Origin of the sequence: Achromobacter insuavis (assembly GCF_902859645.1) — a bacterium.
In the GTDB taxonomy this organism is placed as follows: domain Bacteria; phylum Pseudomonadota; class Gammaproteobacteria; order Burkholderiales; family Burkholderiaceae_B; genus Achromobacter; species Achromobacter insuavis.
Genome location: NZ_CADIJR010000020.1, coordinates 14,059 through 39,430, shown reverse-complemented (window position 1 = coordinate 39,430; position 25,372 = coordinate 14,059). Strand labels below are relative to the sequence as shown.

Sequence of the window (25,372 nt, the reverse complement as noted above, 5' to 3'; positions counted from 1 at the left end):
CGCGAATCAGGCGCCGGAACCCGGCGCGGCCGGCGCGTCGTCGGTGGCGGCGTCGTCCGCGCCGTCATCGGCCACGGCGCCTTCGCCGCCCAGCAGGCGCAGCGCCTCGGCTTCGGGCAGGGCCTCGACGCTCTTGAGGTTGCGCAGCATGGCGCGCGTGCGCACCTCGGTCTGGCCGATCTTGCTGCTGGCGGTGTCCAGCGTCTTCTTGACGCCGGCCAGCGCGTCGCCGAACTTGCCGAACTCGGTCTTGACCGCGCGCAGCACCTGCCAGACCTCGGACGAACGCTGCTCGATGGCCAGCGTGCGAAAGCCCATCTGCAGGCTGTTGAGCAGGGCGGCCAAGTTGCTGGGCCCGGCCACGTTGATGCGCAGGTCGTGCAGGCGGTCCAGCAGGCCGGGACGCCGCAGCACTTCGGCGTACAGGCTTTCGGTCGGCAGGAACATGATGGCGAAGTCGGTGGTGTGCGGCGGCGCCACGTACTTGCCGGCGATCAGCCGCGCCTGCACCTCGACCGCCTTGCCCAGCGCGGCGCCGGCGGCCTTCACGCCCTCGGCGTCGGCGGCTTCCTGCGCGTCCATCAGGCGCTCGTATTCTTCCTTGGGGAACTTGGCGTCGATCGGCAGCCAGACCGGGGCGGCGCCATCGCCCCGCCCCGGCAGGCGGATGGCGAATTCGACCACCGCGTCGCTGCCCGGCACCGGCTTGATGTTGGCGGCGTACTGCTCGGGGGTCATGTTGTCCTCGATCAGCCGCGCCAGCTGCACCTCGCCCCAGGTGCCGCGCGACTTGACGTTGGTCAGCACGCGCTTGAGATCGCCGACGCCGGCGGCCAGCGCCTGCATCTCGCCCAGCCCCTTGTGCACGGCCTCGAGACGGTCCGACACCTGCTTGAACGATTCGCCCAGGCGCTGCTCAAGCGTGGCGTGGAGCTTCTCGTCGACGGTGCGGCGCATGTCGTCCAGCTTCGCGCTGTTGTCATTCTGCAACGCTTGCAGGCGCTGATCGACCGTGGTCCGCACCTCCATCAGGCGCCGCTCATTGATCTGGATGAGTCCCTGCAATTGGTCGCCGAAACCCGCCGCGAAACGCGCCAGCGACTCGGCCGATTCGGCCCGCGCCGCCTGCGCGTCGCGCGTCAGGGCGGCGCGCAGGTCGCCGTGGGATTGGGCAAGTTCCTGGCGCAGGCCGCGGGTGGATTCGGCGAACTCGGCGCGCAGGCCGCGCTGACTCTCCGCCATGTCGGCGCGCAGGGCGCGCTCGGTGCGCTCCAGGCCTTCCAGCAGCGCGTCGAGCCGGTCATCGCGCGCCGGCCGCGACAGCCAGGCCAGCAAGGCAATCAGGCAAGCCAGCACCGCGCCGCCCGCGGCAATCCATAGCAGAACATCATTCGACAAAGTGGCCCCTTCTCAACGCCGCGCGCCCACGCCGGGCGCGTGAAATTATAGGACTCTGATCCGGCCCCCGTAGTCATCGGAAACGACTTCCTTGAGGCTTCAAAAAGCGAAAAGCAAGCAACGGCATTAAACTGTTAACAACTTACATATAACCTTAAAAGCAGTTGAATACAGCTGATCTCCCAACATTCTGTCCGTCCCCCGTCGCCTTCGGCTCCGTCTTCGGCCCATTGAATCTCAATGACGAAACGCCAGTCGCAGTGGGCGGGGACCGTCATATCTTCCAGCATCCCCATGCGCCTTCCCTGCTCGTCAAGGTCATGGACATGCAGGCGCGCGCGGTCTATCTCGAAACCCGCCCGTTCAAGCGCTGGTACAAACAGTACCAGCGCGAAAGCGCCTACCGCGTCTACCTGAACGAAATCACTGAATACGTCACCACCACCACGCGCCCCTCGGGCGTCTGGCGGGTGCCGATGGCGCGCATCCTGGGCCTGGCCCAGACCACGCTGGGCCTGGGCCTGCTGGTCGAGAAGATCACCGACGAGGTCGGCAACATCGCCCCCACGGTGGCCGACCTGGCGCGCCAAGGCAAGATGGACGAGGCGCTGTCAGCGCAACTGGACGAGTTCGTCGAAGACCTGGCCGACGCCCACGTGGTGCTGCACGACCTGTCGCCCAGCAACATCGCCTGCGGCCTGAATGCCGACGGCAAGTCGGGGCTGTTCCTGATTGACGGCTTCGGCGTGCTGCCGCTGGTGCCGGTATACGCCTGGAGCAAGCGCCTGAACCGCAAGCGGATCCAGCGCAAGTACGCCGAAATGCGGGCCGCGATGGCCCGGCGCGCCCGCGAGGCGGCGCTCAGGGCCGCGAACCGCGTCGACCCCGGGACCTGAGCCGCGTCCTCAGGGCGCCCGCTTGAGGGGCGCCCCCGACCCGTCCACCCAGTGATAGTCCCGCCCCGCCTGCTGCCCCCGGCGCAGCGGGTTGCGGGTACACCAGGCCGCGTAGGCCGGATCAACGTAACGGTATTCCAGGTGTTCGTCGCGTCCGGCGGGAATGCCCAGCCGCGTGGCGCTGATCAGCACCTGGGGCGACTCGCCCACGTCCTCGACGTACAGCGCCTCGGGATCGAAGCGGCGCGCGTCCCAGTCGGGCACCTTCAGGCCGAGCGCGCGGCACAGCAGCGTCTGGCCGGCGCACAGCCGGCCCGGCGGCCGCGGCCGCCCCTGGGCATCGGGGTTCAGGGCCTGCATGCGGGCCAGCGCGTCGGGGCCGGAAACGGCGTCGACCCAGGGATAGGCGGACTTGATCAAGACCGCGTTGCCGGGACCGCCCGCGCTGAAATTGAGCGAGTCGCCGCCGCGGGCGTAATACATGTAGACCACGCCGCCATCCATGAACAGGGCGCGGCGCTTGTGGGTGTAGCCGAGCGAGGCGTGGCTGCCCTTCTCTTCCAGGTAGTAGGCCTCGGTCTCGATGATGCGCGCCGACAGCCACAGGCCGTCGACGCGATGGCGCACCACCTTGCCCAGCAGTTCTCGCGCCAGCTGGCGCGCGTCGCGATCAAAAAAGGCATCGGGCAACGCCTTGCCGGCGCGGCGCGATGCCTTGTCGGCCATGGCAGCCACGGTGTCAGGCGAAGCGTTCGCCGTAGCGCTTTTCGCTGAAGCCGACGCCGACCTCGCCGTCGGCCGTCACCGCCACCGGGCGGCGCACCAGCGCCGGAAACTCGGCGATCAGCTTGGTCCACTGCGCATCGGTGCTGGCCGTCTTGCGATCGTCCGGCAGGTTGCGCCAGGTCATCGAGGCGCGGTTGACCAGTTTTTCCCAGCCGCCGAGCTGACCGGCCCATTCCTTCAGGGTGGCGGCCGGCACCGGGTGGTCGCGGTAGTCGATGAACTGGTGATCGACGCCGTTCGCGGTCAGCCACTCGCGCGCCTTGACGCAGGTGCTGCACTTGGTCAGGCCATACAGGGTGGTTTGCTTCATTTGGGTTCGGACTCCTTGCGCCATTGCATGCGGTTGGCCAGGATGACGCAGGTGCCCACCGCCAGGATGAACAGCGTCGCCAACGCATTGATCTCGGGTTTCAGGCCCAGCCGCACCCGCGAAAAGACTTCCATCGGCAGGGTGCTGGAGCTGGGGCCGGACAGGAACGACGCCAGCACCACGTCGTCCAGCGACAGCGTGAAGGATAGCAGCCAGGCCGAGGCCAGCGCCGGCGCGATCAGCGGCAGCGTGATCTTGAAGAACACGACGATGGGCGTGGCGCCCAGGTCCAGCGCGGCCTCTTCCAGCGAGCGGTCGAGGTCGCGGATGCGGGTCTGGATCACCACCGCCACGAAGGCCATGCACAGCGTCACGTGGCCGACCCAGATGGTGAAGATGCCGTTTTCGGCCGGCCAGCCGAGGTGGCCGCGCAGTTCCACGAACATCAGCAGGAGCGAGATGCCCAGCACCACTTCGGGGATCACCAGCGGCGCGCTCAGCATGCCGACGTACAGCGCGAAACCGCGGAAACGGCCCATGCGCCCCAGCACGTAACCGGCCCAGGTGCCGATGATGACGGCCGCGGTGGCGGTCATGGCGGCGATGCGGAACGACAGCCAGGCCGCGCGCAGCAGCGCGTCGTCATTGAACAGCGAGTGGTACCAGCGGAACGAGAAACCGGTCCAGGAGGTGACGGCGGGCGATTCGTTGAACGAGAACACCATCAGGCTGATGATGGGCACGTACAGGAAGAAGTAGCCCAGCCCCAGCACCACGGCGCGCAAGGTCTTGTTGGGACCGTTCATTTGCGGCCTCCGCTGGCCAGTTCCTGCTGCTTGACCTGGTTGTACTGGAACAGCGCCAGCGGCACCAGCAACAGCAGCACCATCACGCAGGTCACCGCCGAGGCCATCGGCCAATCGGTATTGTTGAAGAACTCGTTCCACATGACCCGGCCCATCATCAGCGTGTTGGCGCCGCCCAGCATTTCGGGAATGACGTATTCGCCGACCGCCGGGATGAACACCAGCATGGCGCCGGCGATCACGCCCTGGCGCGACAGCGGCACGGTGATCTGCCAGAACGCCTGCCAGGGCTTGGCGCCCAGGTCGTAGGCGGCTTCCAGCAGGCGCAGGTCCATCTTCACCAGCGTGGCGTACAGCGGCAGGATGAAGAACGGCAGGTACGCATAGACCATGCCGATGTACACGGCCAGGTCGGTGCGGTAGATCTCCAGCGGGCTGGAGATGATGCCGAGCCATTGCAGGAAGTTGTTCAAGAGGCCGTCGTTGCGCAGGATGCCGACCCAGGCGTACACGCGCAGCAGCAGCGAGGTCCAGAACGGCAGGATCACGCCCAGCAGCAGCAGGTTGCGCACGCGCGGCGACGAGCGCGCGATGTAGTACGCCATGGGATAGCCGATCAGCACACAGGCCAGCGTGGTGATGGCGGCGATCTTGACCGAGCTGAGGTAGGTGGCGAAATACAGGCTGTCGGTGAACAGCAGGATGTAGCCGCGCAGGTGCAGGCTGAACTGCACCGCCTCGTCCTTGAATTCCGCCAGCGCGGTGTACGGCGGAATGCCGAACTTGAGCTCGGCGAAGCTGATCTTGAACACCAGCAGGAACGGCACCAGCAGGAACAGCACCAGCCAGGCGAACGGCGGCACCACCGCCAGCGTCCGGCCCGAGGGCAGCCAGTCGCGGGGCGAGAAGCGGCTCATGACGCCAGCACCGTCGCGCTGTCGGCGTCCCAGCTGACGAAGATCTCTTCGTCGATGCCCGGGGCGTCCAGTTGGGCCAGCTGCAGGCTGGGCACGCTGGCCTCGACCATGGCGCCGGAATCCAGCCGGATCTGGTAGAGCGCGTAGCTGCCCATCCAGGCCATGTGGCTGACCATGCCGTGGGCCCAGTTGTAGTCGCCGGCGGGCTGCTCGCGCGACACCACCATGCGCTCGGGGCGGATGGAGACGTGCACGTCCATGCCCAGCGGCTCGCTGACGCCGTGGCTGACGTACAGCGGGCGGCTCAGTTCGGGGCTTTCGATGGCGACGTGGTCGGGTTCATCGACCACGATGGTGCCGGTGAACATGTTGGTCGAACCGATGAAGCTGGCGACGAAGCGCGAGTTCGGGAAGGCGTAGACGTCCTGCGGCGTGCCGCACTGGACGATCTGGCCTTCGGTCATGACCGCCAGGCGATGCGCCATGGTCATGGCCTCTTCCTGGTCGTGGGTGACCATGATGCAGGTCACGCCGACCTGCTCCAGGATCTTGACCAGCTCGATCTGGGTCTTCTGGCGGATCTGCTTGTCCAGCGCCGACATCGGCTCGTCCAGCAGCAGCAGCTTGGGCCGCTTGACCAGGCTGCGCGCCAGCGCCACGCGCTGCTGCTGGCCGCCGGACAGCTGGTTGGGCTTGCGGCGCGAATAGCCGGCCATCTGCACCAGGTCGAGCGCCTCGAACACGCGGTCGTGGATCTCGGCGCGGTCCACGCCTTCCTGCTTCAGGCCGAAGGCCACGTTGGCCTCGACCGTCATGTGCGGGAACAGCGCGTACGACTGGAACATCATGTTCACCGGCCGCCGGTACGGCGGCACGTTGGTGATGTCCTCGCCATCGAGCAGAATCTGGCCCGAGGTGGCTTCCTCGAAGCCGGCCAGCATGCGCAGCAGGGTCGATTTGCCGCTGCCCGAGCTGCCCAGCAGCGCGAAGATCTCGTTGCGCTTGACCGAGAGATTGACGGAACGGACGGCGACCACGTCGCCGAAGATCTTCACCACGTCGGTCACCCGGACGAACTCGTCCGGATCGGCCGCAAGCTGCGCCGAGTAACGGCTATCGGTCATGATGCTCAGCGCCCCGATTTCAGCTCGGCCCACATGCGCGTCTGCAGGCGTTGGATGTTCAAGGGCTGCGCCTTGATGACATACAAGGTCTTGGAGACCTCGGGCGACGGGTAGATCATGGGGTTGTCGGCCACGTCCTTGACCACGTACTGCCGCGCCTCTTTGTTGGCGTTCGGGTAGAACATGGTGTTGGTGATGGCGGCGTGGACCTTGGGCGTCTCGATGTAGTTGATGAACGCCAGGGCTTCTTCCGGATGCGGCGCGTCCTTCGGGATGACCATCAGGTCGAACCAGGCCGGGGCGCCGCCCTTGGGAATGAAGTAGTTCACTTCATAGGCCTTCTTGGCTTCCTGGGCGCGCTTGCGGGCGATCATGACGTCGCCCGAGAAGCCGTAGACCATGCACAGGTCGCCCACGGCCAGCTCGTCGATGTAGCCCGACGAGCTGAACTGGCGGATGTACGGACGGATCTGCTTGAGCACGTCCAGCGCGGCCTTGTAGTCGTCCGGGTTGGCGCTGTTCGGATCCTTGCCCAGGTACTTGAGCACCGCCGGGAACACCTGCGCGGCCTCGTCCAGCATCGAGATGCCGCACTCCTTGAGCTTGGCGGCGTTCTCGGGCTTGAAGATCATGTCCCAGTTGCCCAGGTCGACGTTGTCGCCCATGATCTGCTTGACCTTGGTGACGTTGTAGCCCAGGCCGTTGGTGCCGTAGCCCCAGGGAATGGCGTATTCGTTGCCGGGATCGACCGCGGCGACCAGCGCCATGACGTCGGGATCCAGGTACTTCCAGTTGGGGATCTTGGACTTGTCCAGTTTCTGGAACAGGCCGGCCTCGATCTGGCGCGAGGCGTAATGCGTGGACGGGACAACGACGTCGTAACCCGATTTGCCGGCCAGGAGCTTGGCCTGCAGGGTGTCGTTGCTGTCGTAGACGTCGTAGCGGACCTTGATGCCGGTTTCCTTCTCGAAACCCGAGATCGTGTCCGGAGCCGTGTATTCGGCCCAGTTGTAGACGTTGACGACCTTGTTCTGCGCCACCGCCGCCGACGTGGCTGCCGCGATCAGCATCGTCCCCAGCGCCCAGCGCATTCCCGCCCGTAGTTTCATTACCAGCCCCCCAGCTATATGCCGTAAGTTACAGGAGTACCAAAAGGCGGAATCATAAAGCCTTTTAGCGATGACCTGCCCAACTTTACCGGGAGATTTAGCGCAATTTGCCGCAATTGGGCCCGGATCGGGCCGGTGGCGCCGCCTGCCTCAAGGCTGTACGCCAACCCCCCAGGCGGTCCAGTAGCTGTCGCGCAATTTGAGCCAGAAGCGCTCGCCGTCCTCCCCCGCCACTTTGACCAGGGAGCGGCGCAGGCGTTCCAGGTTGCCCTGGCGCTGGCGGTCGGACAGGCCGCCCTGCGTGCCGCGGTCGAAATCGATCAGCCAGACCTGCCCGTCCGAGCCGATCAGGATGTTGAAGGCGTTCAGGTCGGCGTGCCAGACGCCGGCCCGGTGCATGCGCGCGATGGCCTCGGCCACCGGCTGCCACAGGGGCTCGGCCAGCGCCTGGGCCAGCGGCCGCACGCCGGGGATGCGCTCGACCACGATGGCGGCGCGGTAGGTCGGCCCCTGGCGCCAGTAGGCCGCGGCCAGCGGCGCCGGCACCGGCAGCCCCTGGGCGCGCATCGCGGCCAGCAAGCGGAACTCGCGGAAGCTGCGGGTGCGGGCCTCGCCCGCCCACAGATAGGTGTCGCGGCTGAGCTTGGCGATCAACCCGCCGCGCCGGTAGCGCCGCAGCACGCCCTGCCAGCCCTGCCCCTGCACGAACCAGGCGGCCTGGCGGCCGCCGGCGTCGACCGGCCGGGCGCGGTCGCCATAGTGGGCCGGGTTGAACAGTTCGGGGCCGGATTCGCCCAGGCGCGGATCGGCCAGCATGGCGCCGGCCAGCGGCGCCGGCCAGCGGTGGCGCCGGGCGCCGGAGGGGTCCCGCTCAGCCTTCACGGTTGCGCATCCAGTCGGCCACGCCGAAGAAGGCCTGCAGCAGGCGCTCGACCAGGGCGGGGTCGATGCCCTCGTCCTCCATGGCGCGGCCCATGCAGGCCACCCATTGGTCGCGCTCGATCTCGCCGATCGAGAACGGCAGGTGCCGCGCCCGCAGGCGCGGATGGCCGAAGCGCTCTATATAGAGGTCCGGGCCGCCGAAATAGCCGCACAGGAACCAGAACAGCTTGTCGCGGGCCTCGTCCAGGCTGGGGCCGTGCGCGGCGCGCAGCTCCTTCAGGTCCGGCTCCATGTCCATCAGGTCATAGAAGCGGTCGACCAGGGCGCGCACGCCGGGCTCGCCGCCCAGGAGATCGAAAATGCTGCGGGAGGTTTCCACGGGTTCGGCAGGGGTTTGGACGGAGGTCGTCATCAGGTTTCTCTCAGGGTGACCAGCGGCGGGGTGCGCAGCACGCCGCGCAGCGCCAGCGCGCCACCGGCCCAGGCGCCGAGCATACCCGCGCCGACCCCCACCAGCCAGGGCCAAAGGCTGAGGGTAATCGTGAAATCGAACACCTGGGTTGATAAAACCCAAGCGATCGCGCTGGCGCCGGCCGCCGCCAGCAGGCCGGCCAGGCCGCCCACGGCCCACAGCTCGATGCGCTGCGAGCGCGCCAGCTGGCTGCGGGTGGCGCCCAGCGCGCGCAGCACCGCGGCTTCGCGCATGCGTTCGTCGCGGGTGGCGGTCAGCGCGGCCGACAGCACCAGCACGCCGGCCGCCAGCGTGAACAGGAACAGCAGCTGCACCGCGCGGCCGACCTCGTTGAGCACCGACTGCAGCTGTTGCAGGATGGCGCCCACGTCGAACACCGTCAGGTTCGGAAACTGCCGCACCAGCGCGGGCAGCACCTGGGCCTTTTCCGGCGGCAGGTAGAAGGATGTGATCCAGCTTTGCGGCATGTCGGCCAGGGTCTCGGGCGTCAGGATGGCGAAAAAATTGACGCGCATCGTATCCCAATCCACCCGTCGGGTGCTGGACACGGCCACCTCGAACTGCTGGCCGGCCACGTCGAAGGTCATCTTGTCGCCCAGCTTGATGCCCAGGGTCTTGGCCAGGCCCGACTCCAGCGACACCTCGGCCGAACCCGGCTTGAGCCAGCGGCCCTCCTCGATGCGGTTGGACGACGGCATCTGCTCGCCGTAGGACAGGTTGAATTCACGGTCCACCAGGCGCTTGGCGCGCGGCTCCTCGTAGTCGTCCGGCCCCACCGGCTTGCCGTTGACGGCGATCAGGCGGCCGCGCACCATCGGCGACAGCACGATCTGGCCCAGCCCTTCGCGGGTCAGCGCGTCGGTCACGGCCTGGCGCTGGTCGGGCTGCACATTGATGAGGAAGCGGTTGGGCGCGTCCGGCGGCAGCGTGCGCTGCCAGCCCTGGATCAGGTCGGTGCGGGTCATGGCCAGCAGCAGCAGGGCCATCAGGCCCACCGCCAGCGCGCACACCTGGGTGATGGTGGCGGCGCGTCGGCGCACCACGCCGGCCAGCGCGAACCGCAGCGCCGGCAGGCCGGCGGCCAGGCCGCGCAGGCGCGCCAGGCCCAGGATGCAGAGCCAGGCCACCAGCGCGAACAGCGCGAACGCCCCCAGGAACCCGCCCGCCACCACGCCGCCCAGCTTGGCGTCGCCGGCGAACCACCAGATCAGCAGCGCGAAGCCGACCGCGCCGACGCCGTAGCCGAGCGCGCTGCGGGCGCTGATGACGTCGGCGTCGCGCCGCAGCACCCGCGCCGGCGGCACGTGGCGCAACTGCGCCAGGGCCGGCAGGGCGAAGCCCAGCAACAGCAGGAGGCCGGTCAGCAGCCCCTGCAGGGCCGGGATGGCCGACGGCGCGGGCAGGGTCGTGTCGATCAGCGTGCCCAGCAGCATCACCAGCACCTGGTGCACCGCATAGCCCAGCAGGCAGCCCGCCGCCGAAGCGAACAGGCCGACCAGCGCGAATTCCAGGGTCAGCATGCGCGAGACCTGCGACTGCACCGCCCCCAGGCAGCGCATCACGGCGATGCCGTCGCGATGCCGGGTCATGTAGCGGCCGGCCGCCAGGGCGACGGCCACCGCCGAGATCAGCACCGCCAGGAGCGCCACCAGCGACAGGAAGCGCTGCGCCCGGTCCAGGGTGCGGCGCACCTCGGGCCGGCCCGATTCCAGCGTGGCGACCTTCTGGCCGCGCTTGAGGTTCTGGCCGAGCCAGGCCGAGTAGTTGGCCACCGCATCCGGCTGGCCCGCCACCAGCAGGGCGTAGCCGATGCGGCTGCCGGGCGCGATCAGCCCGGTGGCCGGCAGGTCGCTGGCCCGCAGCATCACCCGCGGCGCGACGTTGACGAACTGCATGCCGCGGTCGGGCTCATAGGTGATGACCCGGTCGATGCGCAGGTGGGCATCGCCCACATTGAGGGTGTCGCCGACCTTCAGGCCCAGCAGCGACAGCAACTGGCCGTCCACCCAGACCGCGCCTTCGGGCGGGATGTCGCGGGTGGGACCGTCGGGATTGAACGGCGCGTCCGTCACCCGCAGGGCGCCGCGCAGCGGGTAGCCCGGCTCGACCGCCTTGAGGGCGGCGAGCTGGGCGCCGTCGCCGGCGCTGACCATGGACGGGAACTGCCAGGTATTGGAGACGGACAGGCCGCGTTCGCGGGCCTGGTCGAGGAAGGCGGCCGGCACCGGCTCGTCGGCGTCCAGCACCAGGTCGGCGCCCAGCATCTGCCCGGCGTCGCGCTCCAGCGCCCGGCTGACGCGGTCGGCCAGGAAGCCGACGCTGGTGACGGCGGCCACCGCCACCACCAGGGCCAGCACCAGCAGGCGCAGCTCGCCGGCGCGGGCGTCGCGCATCATCATGCGGGCGCCCAGCGCCAGGGTGGTCCAAAAGCCGGGGCGCCTGGCCCGTGAGACATCAGGGAAATCCATCATCTGCCAATGTTAACCAACGGCCGGAATGGGGGCCGAATCCCGCTATCATGCGCGAAGCGCCTTGCGGCGCCGCACACCCACTGCAAAAAAATACCGAATCCCTGGAGAAGACAATGCGTAAATCCTGGCTCGCGGCCACGATCCTTGCCGCCTGCGCGGTCGCCGCGCCCCTGGCCGCCTCGGCCCAGACTCCCCTGAAGATGGCCTATGCCCTGTCCACGTCGTCGCACTATGGCGCCGGCGCCGACGCCCTGGCCAAGTCGATCGAGGCATCCAGCAACGGCAAGTACAAGGTACAGCAATTCGCCAACAGCGCGCTGGGCGGCGAGCGCGAAGTGATCGAGGGCCTGCAGATCGGCACCATCGACCTGGCCATCGTCTCGACCGGCGCCACCCTGAACTTCGTGCCCGAGACCGGCGTCTTCGACATCCCCTTCCTGCTGCGCGACCTGCAACACGCCCGCAACGTGCTCGACAGCAAGATCGGACAGGATATGCTGGCAAAGTTCCCCAGCCGCGGCATCATCGCGCTGGCCTGGGGCGAACAGGGCTTCCGCCACCTGACCAACAACGTGCGCCCGGTCAAGACGCCGGCCGACGCCAAGGGCCTGAAGATCCGCACCACGGAAAACCCGATCCACATCACCGCCTTCCGCCAGATCGGCATCCTGCCGACCCCGATGGCCTGGCCGGAAGTGGCCACCGCCTTGCAGCAGGGCACCATCGACGGCCAGGAAAACCCGCTGTCGGTCATCACCTCGGCCAAGCTGTCGCAGATGCAGAAGTACCTGGCGCTGACCGGCCACGTCTACGGCCCGGCGCTGGTGCTGATGTCGTCCAACGTCTATGACGGCCTGTCGGCCGAGGACAAGGCCAAGTTCGACAAGGCCGGCAAGGAATCGGCCCAGGCCATGCGCGCCTACGTCGACAACATCGAGAAGACCGGCGTCGAGCAGCTCAAGAAGGAAGGCATGCAGGTCACGGAAGTCGACCGCGCCGCCTTCGCCGCCGCCGTCGAGCCGGCCTACCCCGAGTACTACAAGAAGTTCGACAAGAAGCTGATCGAGTCGATCCGCGACACCAAGTAAGCGCAAGGCCGGCACCGCCACGGGTGGCGGACGGAAACGGTTTCCGCCCGCCCCCTGGCGCCGCGCGCCCTGTCATCCGCCCCTGGAAATCCTCATGCGTCTGCTCTGCGCCTTCGACCGCGTCCTGTTCAAACTGGTGTCGGTCATCGCCCAACTCCTGCTGGTGGCCGCCGCGGCCGCCGCCTTCTACCAGGTCATCGCCCGCTTCGTGCTGCATTCGCCCGCCGACTGGAGCGAGGTGCTGACCCGCGCCCTGCTGATCTGGACGGTGTTGCTGGGCGTGGCCCTGGCCTTCCGCCACGGCGCCATGATCAGCGTCGAACTGCTGCGCAACCTGCTGGGCGGCATGCGCCGCCGCATCCTGGAAGCCGTCATCGGCCTGGTCTGCGCCGGCTTTCTCGGCTTCATCGCCTGGATCGGCGGCCAGATGACCTACCGCGTGCGTTTCCAGAACGTGCCCAGCCTGGACATCTCGATTTCCTGGATCTACCTGGCGATCCCGGTGGGCGCGACGCTCGCCGCCATCGCCGTGCTGGCGCGCTGGTGCGCCGGCGAGGAAGACAACACGCCCGTGCGCAACGACGCGCAGGGTTGAGCCCCCGTCCCGAATCCAAGCAGCCGATATCGCCATGTCCCAATTAATGATTGTCTCGATGCTGATTTTCTTCGGGCTGTCCGTGCCGGTCGCCGTGTCGATCGGGCTGGCCAGCCTGGCGGGGGTCGGCGCCGCCAACCTGCCCTGGCTGGTGGTGGCCCAGCAGTTGTTCGCCGCGCTGGACAAGTACCCGCTGGTCGCCATTCCGTTCTTCATCCTGGCCGGCAACCTGATGGAAGCCGGCGGCATCTCCGAACGCATGGTGGAGTTCGCCAAGAGCGTGGTCGGCGGCATCCAGGGCGGCCTGGCCTGCACCTGCGTGCTGACCTGCATGATCTTCGCCGCGGTCGCCGGCTCCAGCGTCGCCACCACCTTCGCGGTGGGCGCCATCCTGATCCCGGCCATGATCCGCCACGGCTATCCCGCGCCCTTCGCCGCGTCATTGCAGGCCAGCGCGGCCGAGCTGGGCGTGATCATCCCGCCGTCGATCCCGATGATCCTGTTCGCGGTGTCCACAGACACCTCCACCGGCGAGCTATTCATCGCCGGCGTCATGCCCGGCATCCTGATCGGCGTGGCGCTGATGTTCTACGTCTGGTTCTACGCCAAGCGCAACAACCTGGGCAAACGCGACGGCGAAGGCCGCCTGCCGCTGTGGCCGGCCTTCAAGCGCGCCTGGCTGGCGCTGATGATGCCGGTGATCATCCTGGGCGGCATCTACGGCGGCGTCTTCACCCCGACCGAGGCCTCGGTGGTGGCGGTGATGTACGCGGTGGTGGTGGGCAAGTTCGTCTACCGCCGCCTGAGCTTCAAGCAACTGTCGGACACGCTGCACAAGTCGGTGGTGTCGACGGCCGTGATCATGTTCGTGATCGCCAACGCCGGCGTCTTCAGCTTCCTGCTGAACCGCGCCGGCATCCCCGATGCGCTGGGCGTGTGGCTGGCGCAGCTGTTCGACACCCAGTTCTCGTTCCTGATGGGCGTGAACCTGGCGCTGTTCGTGATCGGCATGTTCATCGAGACCTCGGCCTCGATCGTGGTGCTGGCCCCGCTGCTGCTGCCGGTGGCGCTGAAGTTCGGGGTGGACCCGGTGCACTTCGGCATCATCATGGTGGTCAACCTGGCCCTGGGCATGATCACGCCGCCGTTCGGGGTGAATCTGTTCGCGGCCTGCGCGGTGGCGAAGCTGCCGTTGGAGAGGTTGATCAAGCCGTTGATTCCGTTTGTGGGGGTGGTGATTGTTTGCCTGATGGTGATTACCTATTGGCCGGGGTTGTCGTTGGGACTACGGGATTTGGTTTATTCGAAGTAGTTTTTTTGATTGCGGTGGTGGCTTCGTAGGCCGCCTGTTGCGGCGGGGTGGGCCGGGTGGGGCGCCAACGATTGCGGTCCGGAGCGTTCGCTCCGGACTGCCCCATCCTCATCCTCGTTGTCCCCTGCGGCGACTGCCTTCGGATTCCGTCGGGCGCATCGACGGCGCCCCACCCGGCCCACCCCGCCGCAACAGGCTACCGGCTTCGAGGTATGGAGCGCAGCTACATCGAGGTGTGGGGAGAGAGATTTGCGGGGCCCGCCCCAGGCCGGCCGCGCGGGCGGCCTTTTGGGGCTTACGCGGGGTCTTGCGTCTGAGGAATGACGCTCTCGCGTGTGGGTGGGGGTGCTGATGTTTTTATGCGGCTTGGTTTTGGGGGTGGAAGATCTTGCGTTGGTCGCCCTCCTCGGCCGCGCGGGCGGCCATCGGAGGGCATCCGTAGCGTCTTGCGATTGAGGATGCCGCTGCGCGCTTGCGATGAATGGTGGGGCGGGGCCCGCCTCAAAGCGGCCGCGCGGGCGGCCTTTTGAGGCTTACGCGGGATCTTGCGGTTGGTGATGACGCTATCGCGTGTGGCGGCGGCGAAATCGAGTGCTATTGAGAGATCGTTGGCACCAAGACTGTTTGTGGTCGGCGCGCGAAGCTCGCCACGCGCAACACGGCACACATCGCGCCGACCACCACCGCCCCTCCCCCCTGACGTGCGGAACCACCAGAAAGCCACTCGTCACCCGCGCGCAGCGCACCCGCCACACTTTCAAATGCACAGACGCCCAGCGTGGCCGCCCGCGCGGCCGCGATGGGCAGCCCTGCAGGTTTCATGCCCTGCACACAGCTCTAGCAGCGCAACGAGCCAACACGCACGTAGCCCCTCGGTCGGGCGGACCCGATGGCGGGCAACCTCGATGCGCCCGACGGAATCCGAAGGCAGCCGCCGAAAGGCGGCAACGAGGATGAGGAAGGGGCAGTCCGGAGCGAACGCTCCGGACCGCAATCGTGGGCGCCCGCCATCGGGTCCGCCCGACCGAGGGGCGACCTACAAAGCCCGCCCCCGCATCCAACCCCCACCAGGAAATCAATCAAGCCGCCGACAAAACCGCCCACTCCACGGCATGACACCGCACCTCACGCCCCCCCACCACCGCCACCTCCGGCGCCCTCTCCCGACACGCAGCCCTCGCCCCCGGACATCTCGGATGAAACGTGCATCCGCTTGGCGGCTGAATCGGGTTTGGCACCTCGCCGCCCATCGGCTCGCGGTCGCGTCTTGGATCGTCCAGATCTGGAATCGTGTCCAGCAGCATTCTTGTGTACGGATGTTCCGGCGCATCGAACAGCTCGTCCGCCGGCGCCTGCTCCACGATCCGGCCCAGGTACATCACTGCCACCCGGTCCGACACATGGCGCACCACCGACAGATTGTGGCTGATGAACACATACGTCAGGCCGAACTCCTTCTGCAGATCGCCCATCAGGTTCAGGATCTGCGCCTGCACCGACACATCCAGCGCCGAGGTCGGCTCGTCGCACACCAGGAATTCGGCCTCCGTCGCCAGCGCCCGCGCGATCGAAATGCGTTGGCGCTGGCCGCCCGAGAACTCGTGCGGATAGCGCGACGCGTCGTTCGGCGACAGGCCCACCAACGTCAGCAGCTCCTCCACCCGGCGCCGCGTCTCGGCCGGCGTGGCGCGCAGGCCCAGCGTGATGATGGGCTCGGCCACGATCGCGCCCACCCGCCAGCGCGGATTCAGGCTGGCGTACGGGTCCTGGAAGATCATTTGCGGATGCAGCGCGCCGCCCGTGCGGCTGCGGCCATAGCGCAGCGTGCCGCGGGTCGGCGCCACCAGGCCCACCAGTAGCTTGGCCAGCGTCGACTTGCCGCAGCCGGACTCGCCGACGATGCTCAGCGTGGTGCCGCGCGGCACCGCCAGCGACACGCCGTCGACCGCCTTGAGCGTCTGCGCCGGCTGGCGCGACAGGGTGCGTTCCAGCCAGGGCGGCGAAACGTCGAACCAGCAGGCCAGGTCATCGGCCCGCAACAGGATGTCATCGTCATGCGGCATGGGCAACGCCTCCTTGGTGCAGCCAGCAGGCGCTGAGGGTCGCGCCCGACGGGGTGGACGCCAGCGCCGGGCGGTCCATGCCGCAGCGCGGACCGGCCATGGCGCAGCGCGGATGGAAGGCGCAGCCGTCCGGCATCGCGTGCAGGCGCGGCATGGCGCCGTCGATCTGGTTCAGGCGCGCGGCGCGCTGGCGCAGGCCGGGAATCGCGTTCATCAGGCCCTGCGTATACGGATGGCCGGGGCGCCGCAGCACCTCCAGCACCGGACCGATCTCGACGATGCGGCCGGCGTACATCACCGCCACGCGGTCGGCGGTCTCGGCGATCACGCCCATGTCGTGCGTCACCAGCAGCACCGAGGTGCCCTGCTCGCGGCACAGCCGGCGCAGCAGCGCGGTGATCTGCGCCTGCACCGACACGTCCAGCGCGGTGGTCGGCTCGTCGGCGATGATCAGCCGCGGCCGCGCCGCCAGCGCCAGCGCGATCACCACCCGCTGGCGCATGCCGCCGGAGAACTGGTGCGGATAGTGGTCGATGCGGCGGTCCGCCGCCGGAATGCCGACCGCCAGCAGCAATTCGAGCGCGCGCTGGCGGGCCGCGGCGGACGACACCCTGTCGTGGTGGCGGATGGTCTCGACCAGTTGGTCGCCCACGGTGAACAGCGGGTGCAGGCTGGTCAGCGGATCCTGGAAGATCGCGCCGATCTCCTTGCCGCGCAGTTGCTGGCGCGCGCGGGCCGACAGGTTGTCGATGCGGCGGCCGGCCAGGTGGATCTCGCCGCCGCCCAGGCGGCCCGGCGGTTCCAGCAGGCCGATCACGGCCATGCCGGTCAACGACTTGCCGGCGCCGGACTCGCCCACCATGCCCAGGATCTCGCCCGGCTGGATGTCGAAACTGATGTCGCGCGTGGCCACCAGGATGCCGTGGCGGGTGGGAAATTCCACCGACAGGCCGCGCACCGACAGGGTGGGCGCGGCGGGATTCGGAACGGTCGTCATGACGGGCTCCCCGGGAATCGCGGATAACTGGAGGAAAAGATCTCGTCGACCGGCGGATGGCCCCAGGTGCGGTCGGGATAGCGCGCCACCAGCCGGTCGAACTGCGCTTGCGCCTGGTCCTGCGCCAGCCGGGCGTCGAAGCCGGCAATGCGGCCGTCGACCATGACGAAGCGGCCGTCGATCACCACCTGCGACACGTCGCGGCCGCTGCCGCCGACCATCAGCGTCTGGATCGGATCGATCAGCTGGCCGTTGCGGTCGTGCGAGAAATCGAACACCACGATGTCGGCCTTGGCGCCCGGCGCCAGCCGTCCCAGGTCGGCGCGGCCCAGCGCGTCGGCCCCGCCCAGCGTGGCGGCGTCGTAGTAGTCCTCCGAGCGCACCGCCTCGGTGGACTGGTCCATCACCCGGCACAGCATCAGGCCGACCTGCATGTTCAGCACCATGTCCGGCGGCCAGGTATCGGTGCCCATGCCGATCTTCACGCCCAGCTTGCGGTAGCGGGCGAACGATTCCAGCGTGGCGCCGTGGCGCGCCGACACCAGCGGACAGTGCACCACGGTGGCGCCGCCGTCGCGGATGATCTCCAGGTCCTGCCCCGGCCGCTCGATCTGGCGCGAGCCGGACACATAGGTGCCGTGCGGCAGCAGCGCGCGCTCGGACAGGAAGCCCAGGCTGCGCAGCCATTCGGGCGGACTCATGCCGTGCTGTTCCCGCACCAGGTCGTATTCCAGGCGCGACTGGCAGCAATGCAGGCGGATCGGGATGGCGCGTTCGCGCGCCGCGGCGGCCGAGGCGCGCAGCAGCTCGGGCGTGCAGGTCTCGATGCGGTCCGGCGACAGCATGGCGCGCACCCGGCCGTCGTACAGGCCCTCGACCTCGTCGGCGAACGCCACCGCCTGCTCCAGCCCGGCCATGCCGCGCGCCGCGTCGTAGTGGCAGCGGATGCGCCCCGCCCCGTCCACATAGGTGTGGCCGCTGCGATAGGCCGGCCCCAGGTAGACGCGCAGCCCCAGTTCGCCGGCGGTGCGCGCCGCCGACAGGAATTCATCGCGGGTCTCGCCCCACACGCGATAGAACAGCGAGGCGATCGGCAGCGCGGTGGTGATGCCGTTGCGGATCAGCTGGGCGAAGGCGTAGCGCTTCTGGAACGCCAGTTCGTCCGGCGTATACATCTCGTACGGGCCGCGCTGCATGTACGTGTCGGGCCAGATGCGGCCCTTGCGCCAGGCCGGCGAGTTGTCGAAACCCAGGATGGTCGTGTCCAGGTCCGACAGCGCGTCCAGGTCGACGAAGCCCGGGCCGATCAGGGCGCGGCCGTAGTCGTGGCGCCGCGCCACCGCGCCGGGATAGCGAGGGCCGACGTAGACGATGCGGTCGCCCTGGAACACCACCTCGCCGTTCTCGTAGAGGCAGTGCCGGCCGTTTTCGTGGCCGACCACCCAGCGCGCGGTCAGCAGCGTGGCGTCGTCGCGGGCGGCCATCACGGCGCCTCCGCCAGCGCGCGGCCATCGCGCGCCACCACCTGGCCGCGCTTGACGACCAGCTTGCGCACCGGCCGCGAGACGATGGCTTCGGCCACCGTTTCCGCGTCGACCAGCACGAAGTCGGCGTGGCAGCCCGGCGCCAGGCCGTAGTCCGCCAGGTCCATGACGCGCGCATTGCCATAGGTGGCCACATGCAGCGCCAGCGCCAGTTCGTCGTCGCGGCGGAAGTTGTTGCGCAGGCCCACCAGCATGGTGCGTTCCAGCATGTCGGGCTTGCCATAGGGGCCCCAGGTGTCGCGCATGCCGTCATTGCCGGTACAGACGATGACCCCGGCCGCGTGCAGCCGCGCCACGTTGGGCACCGGGCGCGAGGCCGAGCCCGTGGTCATGATGTGCACGCCCGCCTCCAGCAGCCCGTCCACCAGTCCCTGCACCGCCTGCGCATCGGGCATGCCCAGGCAGAACGAATGCGACAGCGTCACCTTGCCCTGCATGCCCAGCGCCAGCACCCGGTCGATGGTCATCTGCATCGAGAACGCGCCCAGCTCGCCCGCCTCGTGCAGGTGGATGTCGATCGGCTTGCCGTGCTTGTCGGCCAGCGCGAAGATCGCGTCCAGGTGGCCCTTGGGGTCGCGGTCCATGCCGGCCGGATCCAGCCCGCCGACCACGTCGGCGCCCAGGCGCAGGGCCTGCTCCATCAGCTCCAGCGTGCCCGGGCGGATCAGCAGCCCGCTCTGCGGAAACGCCACGATCTGCACGTCGATCTGGTCGCGGTATTGGTCGCGGGCGCGCATCACGCCCTCGATCGCGGCGACCCCGATGTCGGTATCGACATCGACGTGGCTGCGGATATGGCTGGTGCCGTCGGCCACCGACATCACGATCTGGCGCGCCGACTGGCGGTACGGGTCGATGCCCAGGCGGCGCTTCTCGACGCGTTCGTTCTCGATCTTGTCGATCAGGCGCGGGCCCACCTCGTTGCGGTACCAGGGCATGCCATACATGGTCTTGTCCAGGTGGGCATGGGCGTCGATCAGACCGGGCAGCAGCAGCGCGCCGCCGCCATCGACGCGCGGCACGCTGTCCGGCACCGCGCCATCGACGGCCTCGAAGCGGCCGTTGCGCACCAGCACCGAGGTAGATGCGCCGCCCGCCGGGCGGACATGGGTATACAGGGTTGCGTTGTCCATGGTTCTCTTGTGTCCGTTCTTGCCGCGCTCAGCGCAGGCGGGGGTTGAGGGCGTCGCGCAGCCAGTCGCCCAGCAGGTTCACCACCAGCACGACCAGGCTCAGGTACACGGCGGGAAACACCACCACCCACCATTGCCCGGAAAACAGGAACTGGTTGCCCAGCCGGATCAGGGTGCCCAGCGACGGTTCGGTCGGCGGCATGCCCACGCCCAGGAAGCTCAGGGTGGCCTCGATCAGGATCGCCAGGCCCAGGTTCAGGGTGGCGGTCACCATCACGGGCGTCAGCGTGTTCGGCAGGATATGCGTCAGCATGATGCGCAGCGGGCTGACCCGGATCAGCCGGGCCGACTGCACGTATTCCTTGCCGCGCTCGACCAGCGCCGAGGCGCGCACGGTGCGGGCGTACTGCACCCAGTTGGTCATCGAGATCGCCAGGATCAGGATCACCGACGACAGCGTCTCGCGCAGGCCCGGCGGCAGCAGCTGCCGGAACACCGCCGTCACCAGGATCGCCACCAGGATGGTGGGAATGCTCAGCAGCGTGTCGCCCAGGCGCATCAGCGCGTTGTCGATCCAGCCGCCGAAATAGCCGGCCGCCAGCCCCACCATCAGTCCGATCGCCAGCGACAGCACCACGGTGGCCAGCCCGATCACCAGCGACATGCGCGAGCCGTACAGGATCGCCGACCAGACATCACGCCCCTGGGTGTCGGTGCCCAGCAGGAACTGGGCCTCGCCGCCCGCGATCCAGCGCGGCGGCAGCTCGGCGTTGAGCAGGTCCAGCTGCGCCAGGTCGTAGGGGTTCTGCGGCGCGATCCACGGCGCGAACAGCGCCAGCAGCACCACGGCAATCAGCACCACGCCCGCCCCCATCGCCACCGGATCCTGCCGCAGGCTCCACCACAGGTCGCCCTGGAAGAAGCGCGCCAGCCGGCCGCGGCCCGCGTTCGACATCGGTTTAGTGAGCATTGGCGCCTCCCTTGACATGCTGGCTGCGCAGGCGCGGATCGACCACGCCGTACATCATGTCCACCAGCGTGTTCAGCGCCACGAAGATGAAGGACACGATCACCAGATAGGCGGCCATGACGGGAATGTCCACGAACATGACCGATTGGATGAACAGCAGGCCCATGCCGGGCCACTGGAACACGGTTTCCGTGATGAGCGCGAAGGCGATCAGGTTGCCGATCTGCATGCCGGTCACGGTGATGACCGGCATCAGGCAATTGCGCAGCGCCAGCCGGAAATGCACCACCCGGTCCGGCAGGCCGCGGGCCCTCGCGAACTTGATGAACTCGGTGCGCAGCGTCTCCAGCATCTCGGCCCGCACCAGCCGCATGATCAGCGTGATCTGGAACAGCGCCAGCGTGATCGACGGCAGCACCAGCGCGGCCCGGCCCGACGGCGTCAGCAGGCCGGTGGTCCAGCCGCCGATGCGCACCGTGTCGCCGCGGCCGAAGCCCGGCAGCCAGCCCAGCTGCACCGAAAACACCAGGATCAGCATGATGCCGACCACGAAGCTGGGCAGCGAAATCCCCAGGATCGAGACGAACTGCAGCGCCTGCGCCAGGCGCGACTTGCGGTAGATGGCGGTCAGCACGCCCAGCGGCACCCCGATCACCAAGGACAGCAGCGTCGCCATCATCACCAGCTCGAACGTCGCCGGGAAGCGCTCGGCCACCAGCGCGAACACATCCTGCTGGTTGCGGTACGAAATGCCGAACTCGCCGCGCGCCGCGTTGGCGACGAAGTGCACGAACTGCATGCCGACCGAGGCATTCAGGCCCAGCCGCTCGCGCAGCTCGTCGCGCTGCGTCTGCGAGGCCTGCTCGTTGAGCATCATGTCGACCGGATCGCCGACGAAACGGAAAATCACGAAAGCCAGCAACGCCACCGCCAGCATCACGCCGACCGCATTGCAGACCCGCCTAACTATGAACGCCAGCATGTGCGCCTCCTGTCAGCCTCAAGCATCCCGCGTCCGGCCGCGTGGGCGGCCGGCGGGGCCTCACTTCATGCGCACCGTCCACAGCCGCGCCTTGTTGTCCGGCATCTGCAGCACGTCGCCGACGTTGGCGCCCACCGCCCAGGCCATGGGCTGCTGGTGCAGCGGCAGGAAGCGCACGTCGTCGTGCAGGGTCTGCAGGATGTCGGTCATCATCTGCACGCGCTTGGGCCGGTCCATCTCGGCGGCGGCGGCGTCGATGCGCGCATCCAGCGCCGGATCGCCCCACTGCCCCCAGTTGAAGACCCCGGCCGGGCCGGTGCGGCTGTGCATCACCTGCAGCAGGATCGACAGCGCGTCGATCTGCGGCTCATTGGCCCAGCCGTGGATGGTGATGTCGAACTCGCCGCGCGAACGCTTGGGGTTCTGCAGCGAACGCGGGCCGCTGGCCAGCGAGGCCTTCACGCCGATGCGCGCCCACATCGAGGCGGCGGCCTGGCACAGTTCCTCTTCGTTGACGAACATGTCGTTCGAGCACAGCAGCGACAACGTGAACCCGTCCGGATAGCCGGCCTCGGCCAGCAGCGTCTTGGCGCGGGCGGCGTCGAACGGCAGGCGTTCCTCCTGCCTGGCGTCATAGCCCGGGATCGACGGCGCCACCAGCGCGCCGGTGGTGCGCGACAGACCGCGCATCACGCGCTTTTGCAGCAGCTCGGGCGACAGCGCCATGTACAGCGCCTGGCGCACGCGCAGGTCCTTGAGCGGGTTCTTGTCGGTGATGTTGGAGCCGACCAGCTTGTCGCCCAGGTTGAAGCCGAAGTACAGCGTGCGCAGCTCGGTCGCGGCCAGCACCTTGACGTTGGGCGCGGCGCGCAGGCGGTCCAGGTCCTGCAGCGGCGCGTTCTCGGTGAAGTTGATGTCGCCCGACAGCAGCGCCGCCACCCGCGTCGGCGCCGAGGCGATCGGCGTGAACTCGATGCGGTCCAGGTTGTGGCGCGGCTTGTCCCACCAGTCCGGGTTCACCACCAGCACGGTGCGCGTGTCGGGCCGGTACGACTCGACCTTGAACGGGCCGGTGCCGTTGGCGTGGTGGGTGGCGTAGCCTTCGATCTTCTTGGCCGCGTCGGTTGGCTTCAGGCTGTTGTTGTCCACCAGCCACTGGCGGTTGAAGATGAAGATGTTGGTCAGGTCGTTGAGCATCAACGGGTACGGATGCGTCATCTCGATGTCGACCGTATAGTCATCGACCTTGCGCACCGCCTTGAAGGCCGGCAGGTTGCCCTTGAGCGGCGAGGCGTCGTCGGACACGCGCGTCATCGACGCCACCACGTCGTCGGCCGAGAATGGCGCGCCGTTGTGGAACTTGACGCCGCGGCGCAGGTGGAAGCGCAGCACCGTCGGCGACGGCGACTCCCACGACTCGGCCAGCGCCGGCGTGATGTTGAACTTGTCGTCGTAGCGGATCAGCGCTTCGTACACGTGGTTCAGGAACGCCAGGTTGAAGGTGCTGCCGTAGGAATACGGATCGAGCGAATCGAGGTCGCGGGCGGCGCCCCACTTCAGGGTGTTGGCGGCGGATGCCCCGGTGATGGCCGATAGCGCGATCACGGCCCCGGCGGTCCACTTCAGCAACGTCTTCATGATGAGCATTCTCCCTAGCGGTTGGGTATGGGATACATCGGGAATACGGCGGCGCCCGCCGGCGTGGCGGCGGACGGCAATGCGGGTCAGCGGCCCGCCGCCTGGCGCTGCGCGCGCTCGAGCGTGGCCAGCGCCTGCACTTGCGACAGCGCGGCGCGGTAGGAATCGATCACGGGTACGGCGGGCAGGCGCGGCAGGCTGGGCAGGAAACCCGCCAGCGCGGCGCCGGCCACGATCACGACGTCGGCACCCAAGGCCACCGCGTCGTCCAGCGCCTGGCCGACGGCGGCAATGGTCGCGGGCGAGCGCGTGACGTAGTCGAGCGCGTTGCCCGGCAGCGCCAGCAGGCCGGCGCAGCGCGACTCCAGCCCGAGCTGGCGGATCTGCTCGCGCAGCATGCCCGGCCACAGCCGGCCCACCGTCACGATGGCGTAGCGGTCGCCGCGCTGCAGGGCGGTGAAGATGGCGGCCTCGGCCATGCCGGCCACCGGCATGCGCAGGCGCTCGCGCACCGCGCCGATGCCGGGCTCGCCGAAACAGGCCAGCAGACAGGCGTCAAACGGCTCGCCGGCGGCCTCGGCCAGGGCGGCCTCGCGCTCGGCGGTTTCGCAGACGGCGTGGGCCGACACCGCGGCCTGCGCCCGGCTGGCGATATAGGCGGGCCCGAACGGCACCGTCACGGCATGCACCCGGGCCGCGTCGCCGAAAAAGGCGCGCGCCTGTTCGGCCAGGCTGGCGGTAAGGTCGGCGGTGGTGTTGCCATTGATCACCAGCAGGCGGCTGGGCGTGACGGCCAGGCAGTCGGGAAGGAAGGCGGGTGCTGCGGACATGAATCAAACCCCTGATGGTTTGTATACAAAGTCATTCGTACAAAACCCACAACTTCCTGAATTTTGTATAAATGTTTGTATACTATTTATGCAGACAATGTACGCCGTTGGTCCGACGCTTCAAGCTATCGCTAACCCTTAGCGGCCGATGGTGTATGCTGTTTCACACCTAGAAAAGTGCGCACCGGCGCGGTTTGCCGGCAGATTCCCGCCACCGGAACGCGCAGGCATCGGAGATCAGACCCAGATGACGGCCCCCATTCCCGCGGTGCCAGAGCCCGCACGGAAAGACGTAAACCGCACGGAAATCGTATACAAAAACTTGCGGCAAGCGATCATCGAGCAGGCCTTGCTGCCGGGCGACAAATTGCCCGAAGACGTCATCGGCGAGCGCTTCGGCGTCAGCCGCACGATCGTGCGCGGCGTGCTGACGCGCCTGTTCAGCGAAGGCCTGGTGGATCTGCGCCCCAATCGCGGCGCGGCGGTGGCGCGTCCCAGCCTGGAAGAAGCGCACGACATCTTCGAGGCGCGCCGCTGCCTCGAACGCGACGTCGCGCGCCGGCTGGTGCAGCACGTCACCGAGGCCGGGCTGACGCGGCTGGAACAGCACGTGGCGCAGGAAGAAGCCGCGCGCTCGCGCAACAGCGTCAACGAATCGATCCGCCTGTCGGGCGAATTCCATATCCTGATGGCGGAACTGTCGGGCAACGCGGTCTACGCCCGCTACGTCAATGAGATCGTGTCGCGCTGCTCATTGATCCTGGCGCTTTACGGCCGGCCGCATTCGAGCGAATGCGCGGTCAGCGAGCACCGCGAGATCGTCGCCGGCCTGCGCGCGCGCGACGAAAAGCACGTGCTGCATCTGCTGGGGCATCACCTGGAGTCGGTCACGGCGCGCGCGCTGCTCAGTCCGGACGGCGCGGGCGTGCGCGACATCCGCAAGATCCTCGACCGCTACGGCACGTAGCGGGCGATCCCCGCGGCGGCGCGCGGGCTGGCGCGGCGCGCGGGTAGGAGACGCCCCGCCCCCGGCGAATGGGGCGTGGCCT

At 68.3% G+C, this 25,372-nt stretch carries 23 protein-coding genes; 5 read left to right on the top strand and 18 right to left on the bottom strand.

Annotation, left to right across the window (positions count from 1 at the left end; genetic code table 11):
• Window positions 1-6: 6 nt before the first annotated feature.
• Window positions 7-1,398, bottom strand: coding sequence for a DNA recombination protein RmuC (locus H0523_RS12945; protein WP_054434380.1), 1,392 nt, complete (start codon window positions 1,396-1,398; stop codon window positions 7-9).
• 164 nt (window positions 1,399-1,562) lie between these two features.
• Between H0523_RS12945 and H0523_RS12940 the strand changes: the two genes are divergently transcribed.
• Window positions 1,563-2,294, top strand: coding sequence for a PhoP regulatory network YrbL family protein (locus tag H0523_RS12940; RefSeq protein WP_054434378.1), 732 nt, complete (start codon window positions 1,563-1,565; stop codon window positions 2,292-2,294).
• Window positions 2,295-2,303: 9 nt separating this feature from the next.
• On the opposite strand, the gene H0523_RS12935 is transcribed toward H0523_RS12940, so the two are convergent.
• From H0523_RS12935 to H0523_RS12895, 9 genes are all read right to left on the bottom strand, one after another.
• Entirely contained in the window at window positions 2,304-3,020 is a 717-nt protein-coding gene (locus H0523_RS12935; protein WP_156350559.1) for a DNA-3-methyladenine glycosylase, read from the bottom strand.
• Between the two features lie 13 nt (window positions 3,021-3,033).
• A complete protein-coding gene (locus H0523_RS12930; protein ID WP_054434374.1) occupies window positions 3,034-3,390 on the bottom strand; it encodes a Spx/MgsR family RNA polymerase-binding regulatory protein in 357 nt (118 codons plus the stop codon).
• Window positions 3,387-4,196, bottom strand: coding sequence for an ABC transporter permease subunit (locus tag H0523_RS12925; protein WP_054434372.1), 810 nt, complete (start codon window positions 4,194-4,196; stop codon window positions 3,387-3,389). The genes H0523_RS12930 and H0523_RS12925 overlap by 4 nt, the downstream gene beginning before the upstream one ends.
• Window positions 4,193-5,113 (bottom strand): ABC transporter permease subunit, encoded by a 921-nt coding sequence (locus H0523_RS12920; RefSeq protein ID WP_006393877.1) that lies wholly within the window; start codon window positions 5,111-5,113, stop codon window positions 4,193-4,195. Before H0523_RS12920 ends, H0523_RS12925 begins: the two co-directional genes overlap by 4 nt.
• Window positions 5,110-6,237, bottom strand: a complete 1,128-nt coding sequence (locus tag H0523_RS12915; protein ID WP_054434369.1) for an ABC transporter ATP-binding protein — start codon at window positions 6,235-6,237, stop codon at window positions 5,110-5,112. Before H0523_RS12915 ends, H0523_RS12920 begins: the two co-directional genes overlap by 4 nt.
• A 5-nt stretch (window positions 6,238-6,242) precedes the next feature.
• Window positions 6,243-7,346, bottom strand: a complete 1,104-nt coding sequence (locus H0523_RS12910; RefSeq protein ID WP_054434367.1) for a polyamine ABC transporter substrate-binding protein — start codon at window positions 7,344-7,346, stop codon at window positions 6,243-6,245.
• A gap of 150 nt (window positions 7,347-7,496) precedes the next feature.
• Window positions 7,497-8,162: a 3-deoxy-D-manno-octulosonic acid kinase gene (locus tag H0523_RS12905; RefSeq protein WP_275261181.1), complete on the bottom strand. Its 666-nt coding sequence runs from the start codon at window positions 8,160-8,162 to the stop codon at window positions 7,497-7,499.
• A gap of 55 nt (window positions 8,163-8,217) precedes the next feature.
• On the bottom strand, window positions 8,218-8,640 hold the full coding sequence (locus H0523_RS12900) for a group II truncated hemoglobin (protein ID WP_082404775.1): 423 nt from the start codon (window positions 8,638-8,640) through the stop codon (window positions 8,218-8,220).
• Entirely contained in the window at window positions 8,640-11,171 is a 2,532-nt protein-coding gene (locus H0523_RS12895; protein ID WP_054434363.1) for an ABC transporter permease, read from the bottom strand. Before H0523_RS12895 ends, H0523_RS12900 begins: the two co-directional genes overlap by 1 nt.
• A 113-nt stretch (window positions 11,172-11,284) precedes the next feature.
• Between H0523_RS12895 and H0523_RS12890 the strand changes: the two genes are divergently transcribed.
• From H0523_RS12890 to H0523_RS12880, 3 genes are all read left to right on the top strand, one after another.
• Complete coding sequence (locus tag H0523_RS12890) at window positions 11,285-12,259, top strand: TRAP transporter substrate-binding protein (protein WP_054434361.1); 975 nt, start codon at window positions 11,285-11,287, stop codon at window positions 12,257-12,259.
• 94 nt (window positions 12,260-12,353) lie between these two features.
• Window positions 12,354-12,854, top strand: a complete 501-nt coding sequence (locus tag H0523_RS12885) for a TRAP transporter small permease (protein ID WP_054434359.1) — start codon at window positions 12,354-12,356, stop codon at window positions 12,852-12,854.
• A 34-nt stretch (window positions 12,855-12,888) separates the two neighbouring features.
• Window positions 12,889-14,166 carry a TRAP transporter large permease gene (locus H0523_RS12880; RefSeq protein WP_054434357.1) on the top strand — a complete coding sequence of 426 codons (1,278 nt, stop codon included), beginning with the start codon at window positions 12,889-12,891 and terminating at the stop codon, window positions 14,164-14,166.
• Window positions 14,167-15,245: 1,079 nt separating this feature from the next.
• Here the strand turns inward: H0523_RS12880 and H0523_RS12875 are convergent.
• The 8 genes from H0523_RS12875 to H0523_RS12840 all read right to left on the bottom strand — a co-directional run bounded on the left by H0523_RS12875 (window position 15,246) and on the right by H0523_RS12840 (window position 24,323).
• Window positions 15,246-16,229, bottom strand: coding sequence for an ABC transporter ATP-binding protein (locus H0523_RS12875; RefSeq protein WP_054434355.1), 984 nt, complete (start codon window positions 16,227-16,229; stop codon window positions 15,246-15,248).
• Window positions 16,219-17,226 carry an ABC transporter ATP-binding protein gene (locus H0523_RS12870; RefSeq protein WP_054434353.1) on the bottom strand — a complete coding sequence of 336 codons (1,008 nt, stop codon included), beginning with the start codon at window positions 17,224-17,226 and terminating at the stop codon, window positions 16,219-16,221. The genes H0523_RS12875 and H0523_RS12870 overlap by 11 nt, the downstream gene beginning before the upstream one ends.
• The gene (locus H0523_RS12865) at window positions 17,223-18,710 is read right to left on the bottom strand and encodes an amidohydrolase family protein (RefSeq protein ID WP_054434352.1); all 1,488 of its coding nucleotides are present in this window, start codon (window positions 18,708-18,710) and stop codon (window positions 17,223-17,225) included. The genes H0523_RS12870 and H0523_RS12865 overlap by 4 nt, the downstream gene beginning before the upstream one ends.
• The gene (locus H0523_RS12860; RefSeq protein ID WP_054434350.1) at window positions 18,710-19,903 is read right to left on the bottom strand and encodes an amidohydrolase family protein; all 1,194 of its coding nucleotides are present in this window, start codon (window positions 19,901-19,903) and stop codon (window positions 18,710-18,712) included. Before H0523_RS12860 ends, H0523_RS12865 begins: the two co-directional genes overlap by 1 nt.
• Before the next feature lie 28 nt (window positions 19,904-19,931).
• Window positions 19,932-20,873 carry an ABC transporter permease gene (locus H0523_RS12855; protein WP_082404773.1) on the bottom strand — a complete coding sequence of 314 codons (942 nt, stop codon included), beginning with the start codon at window positions 20,871-20,873 and terminating at the stop codon, window positions 19,932-19,934.
• Window positions 20,863-21,855, bottom strand: a complete 993-nt coding sequence (locus H0523_RS12850) for an ABC transporter permease (protein WP_054434346.1) — start codon at window positions 21,853-21,855, stop codon at window positions 20,863-20,865. The genes H0523_RS12855 and H0523_RS12850 overlap by 11 nt, the downstream gene beginning before the upstream one ends.
• A gap of 60 nt (window positions 21,856-21,915) precedes the next feature.
• Window positions 21,916-23,493: an ABC transporter substrate-binding protein gene (locus tag H0523_RS12845; RefSeq protein ID WP_054434427.1), complete on the bottom strand. Its 1,578-nt coding sequence runs from the start codon at window positions 23,491-23,493 to the stop codon at window positions 21,916-21,918.
• Window positions 23,494-23,579: 86 nt separating this feature from the next.
• Window positions 23,580-24,323: an aspartate/glutamate racemase family protein gene (locus H0523_RS12840; protein WP_054434344.1), complete on the bottom strand. Its 744-nt coding sequence runs from the start codon at window positions 24,321-24,323 to the stop codon at window positions 23,580-23,582.
• 247 nt (window positions 24,324-24,570) lie between these two features.
• Between H0523_RS12840 and H0523_RS12835 the strand changes: the two genes are divergently transcribed.
• On the top strand, window positions 24,571-25,290 hold the full coding sequence (locus H0523_RS12835; protein ID WP_054434343.1) for a GntR family transcriptional regulator: 720 nt from the start codon (window positions 24,571-24,573) through the stop codon (window positions 25,288-25,290).
• Window positions 25,291-25,372: the final 82 nt, after the last annotated feature.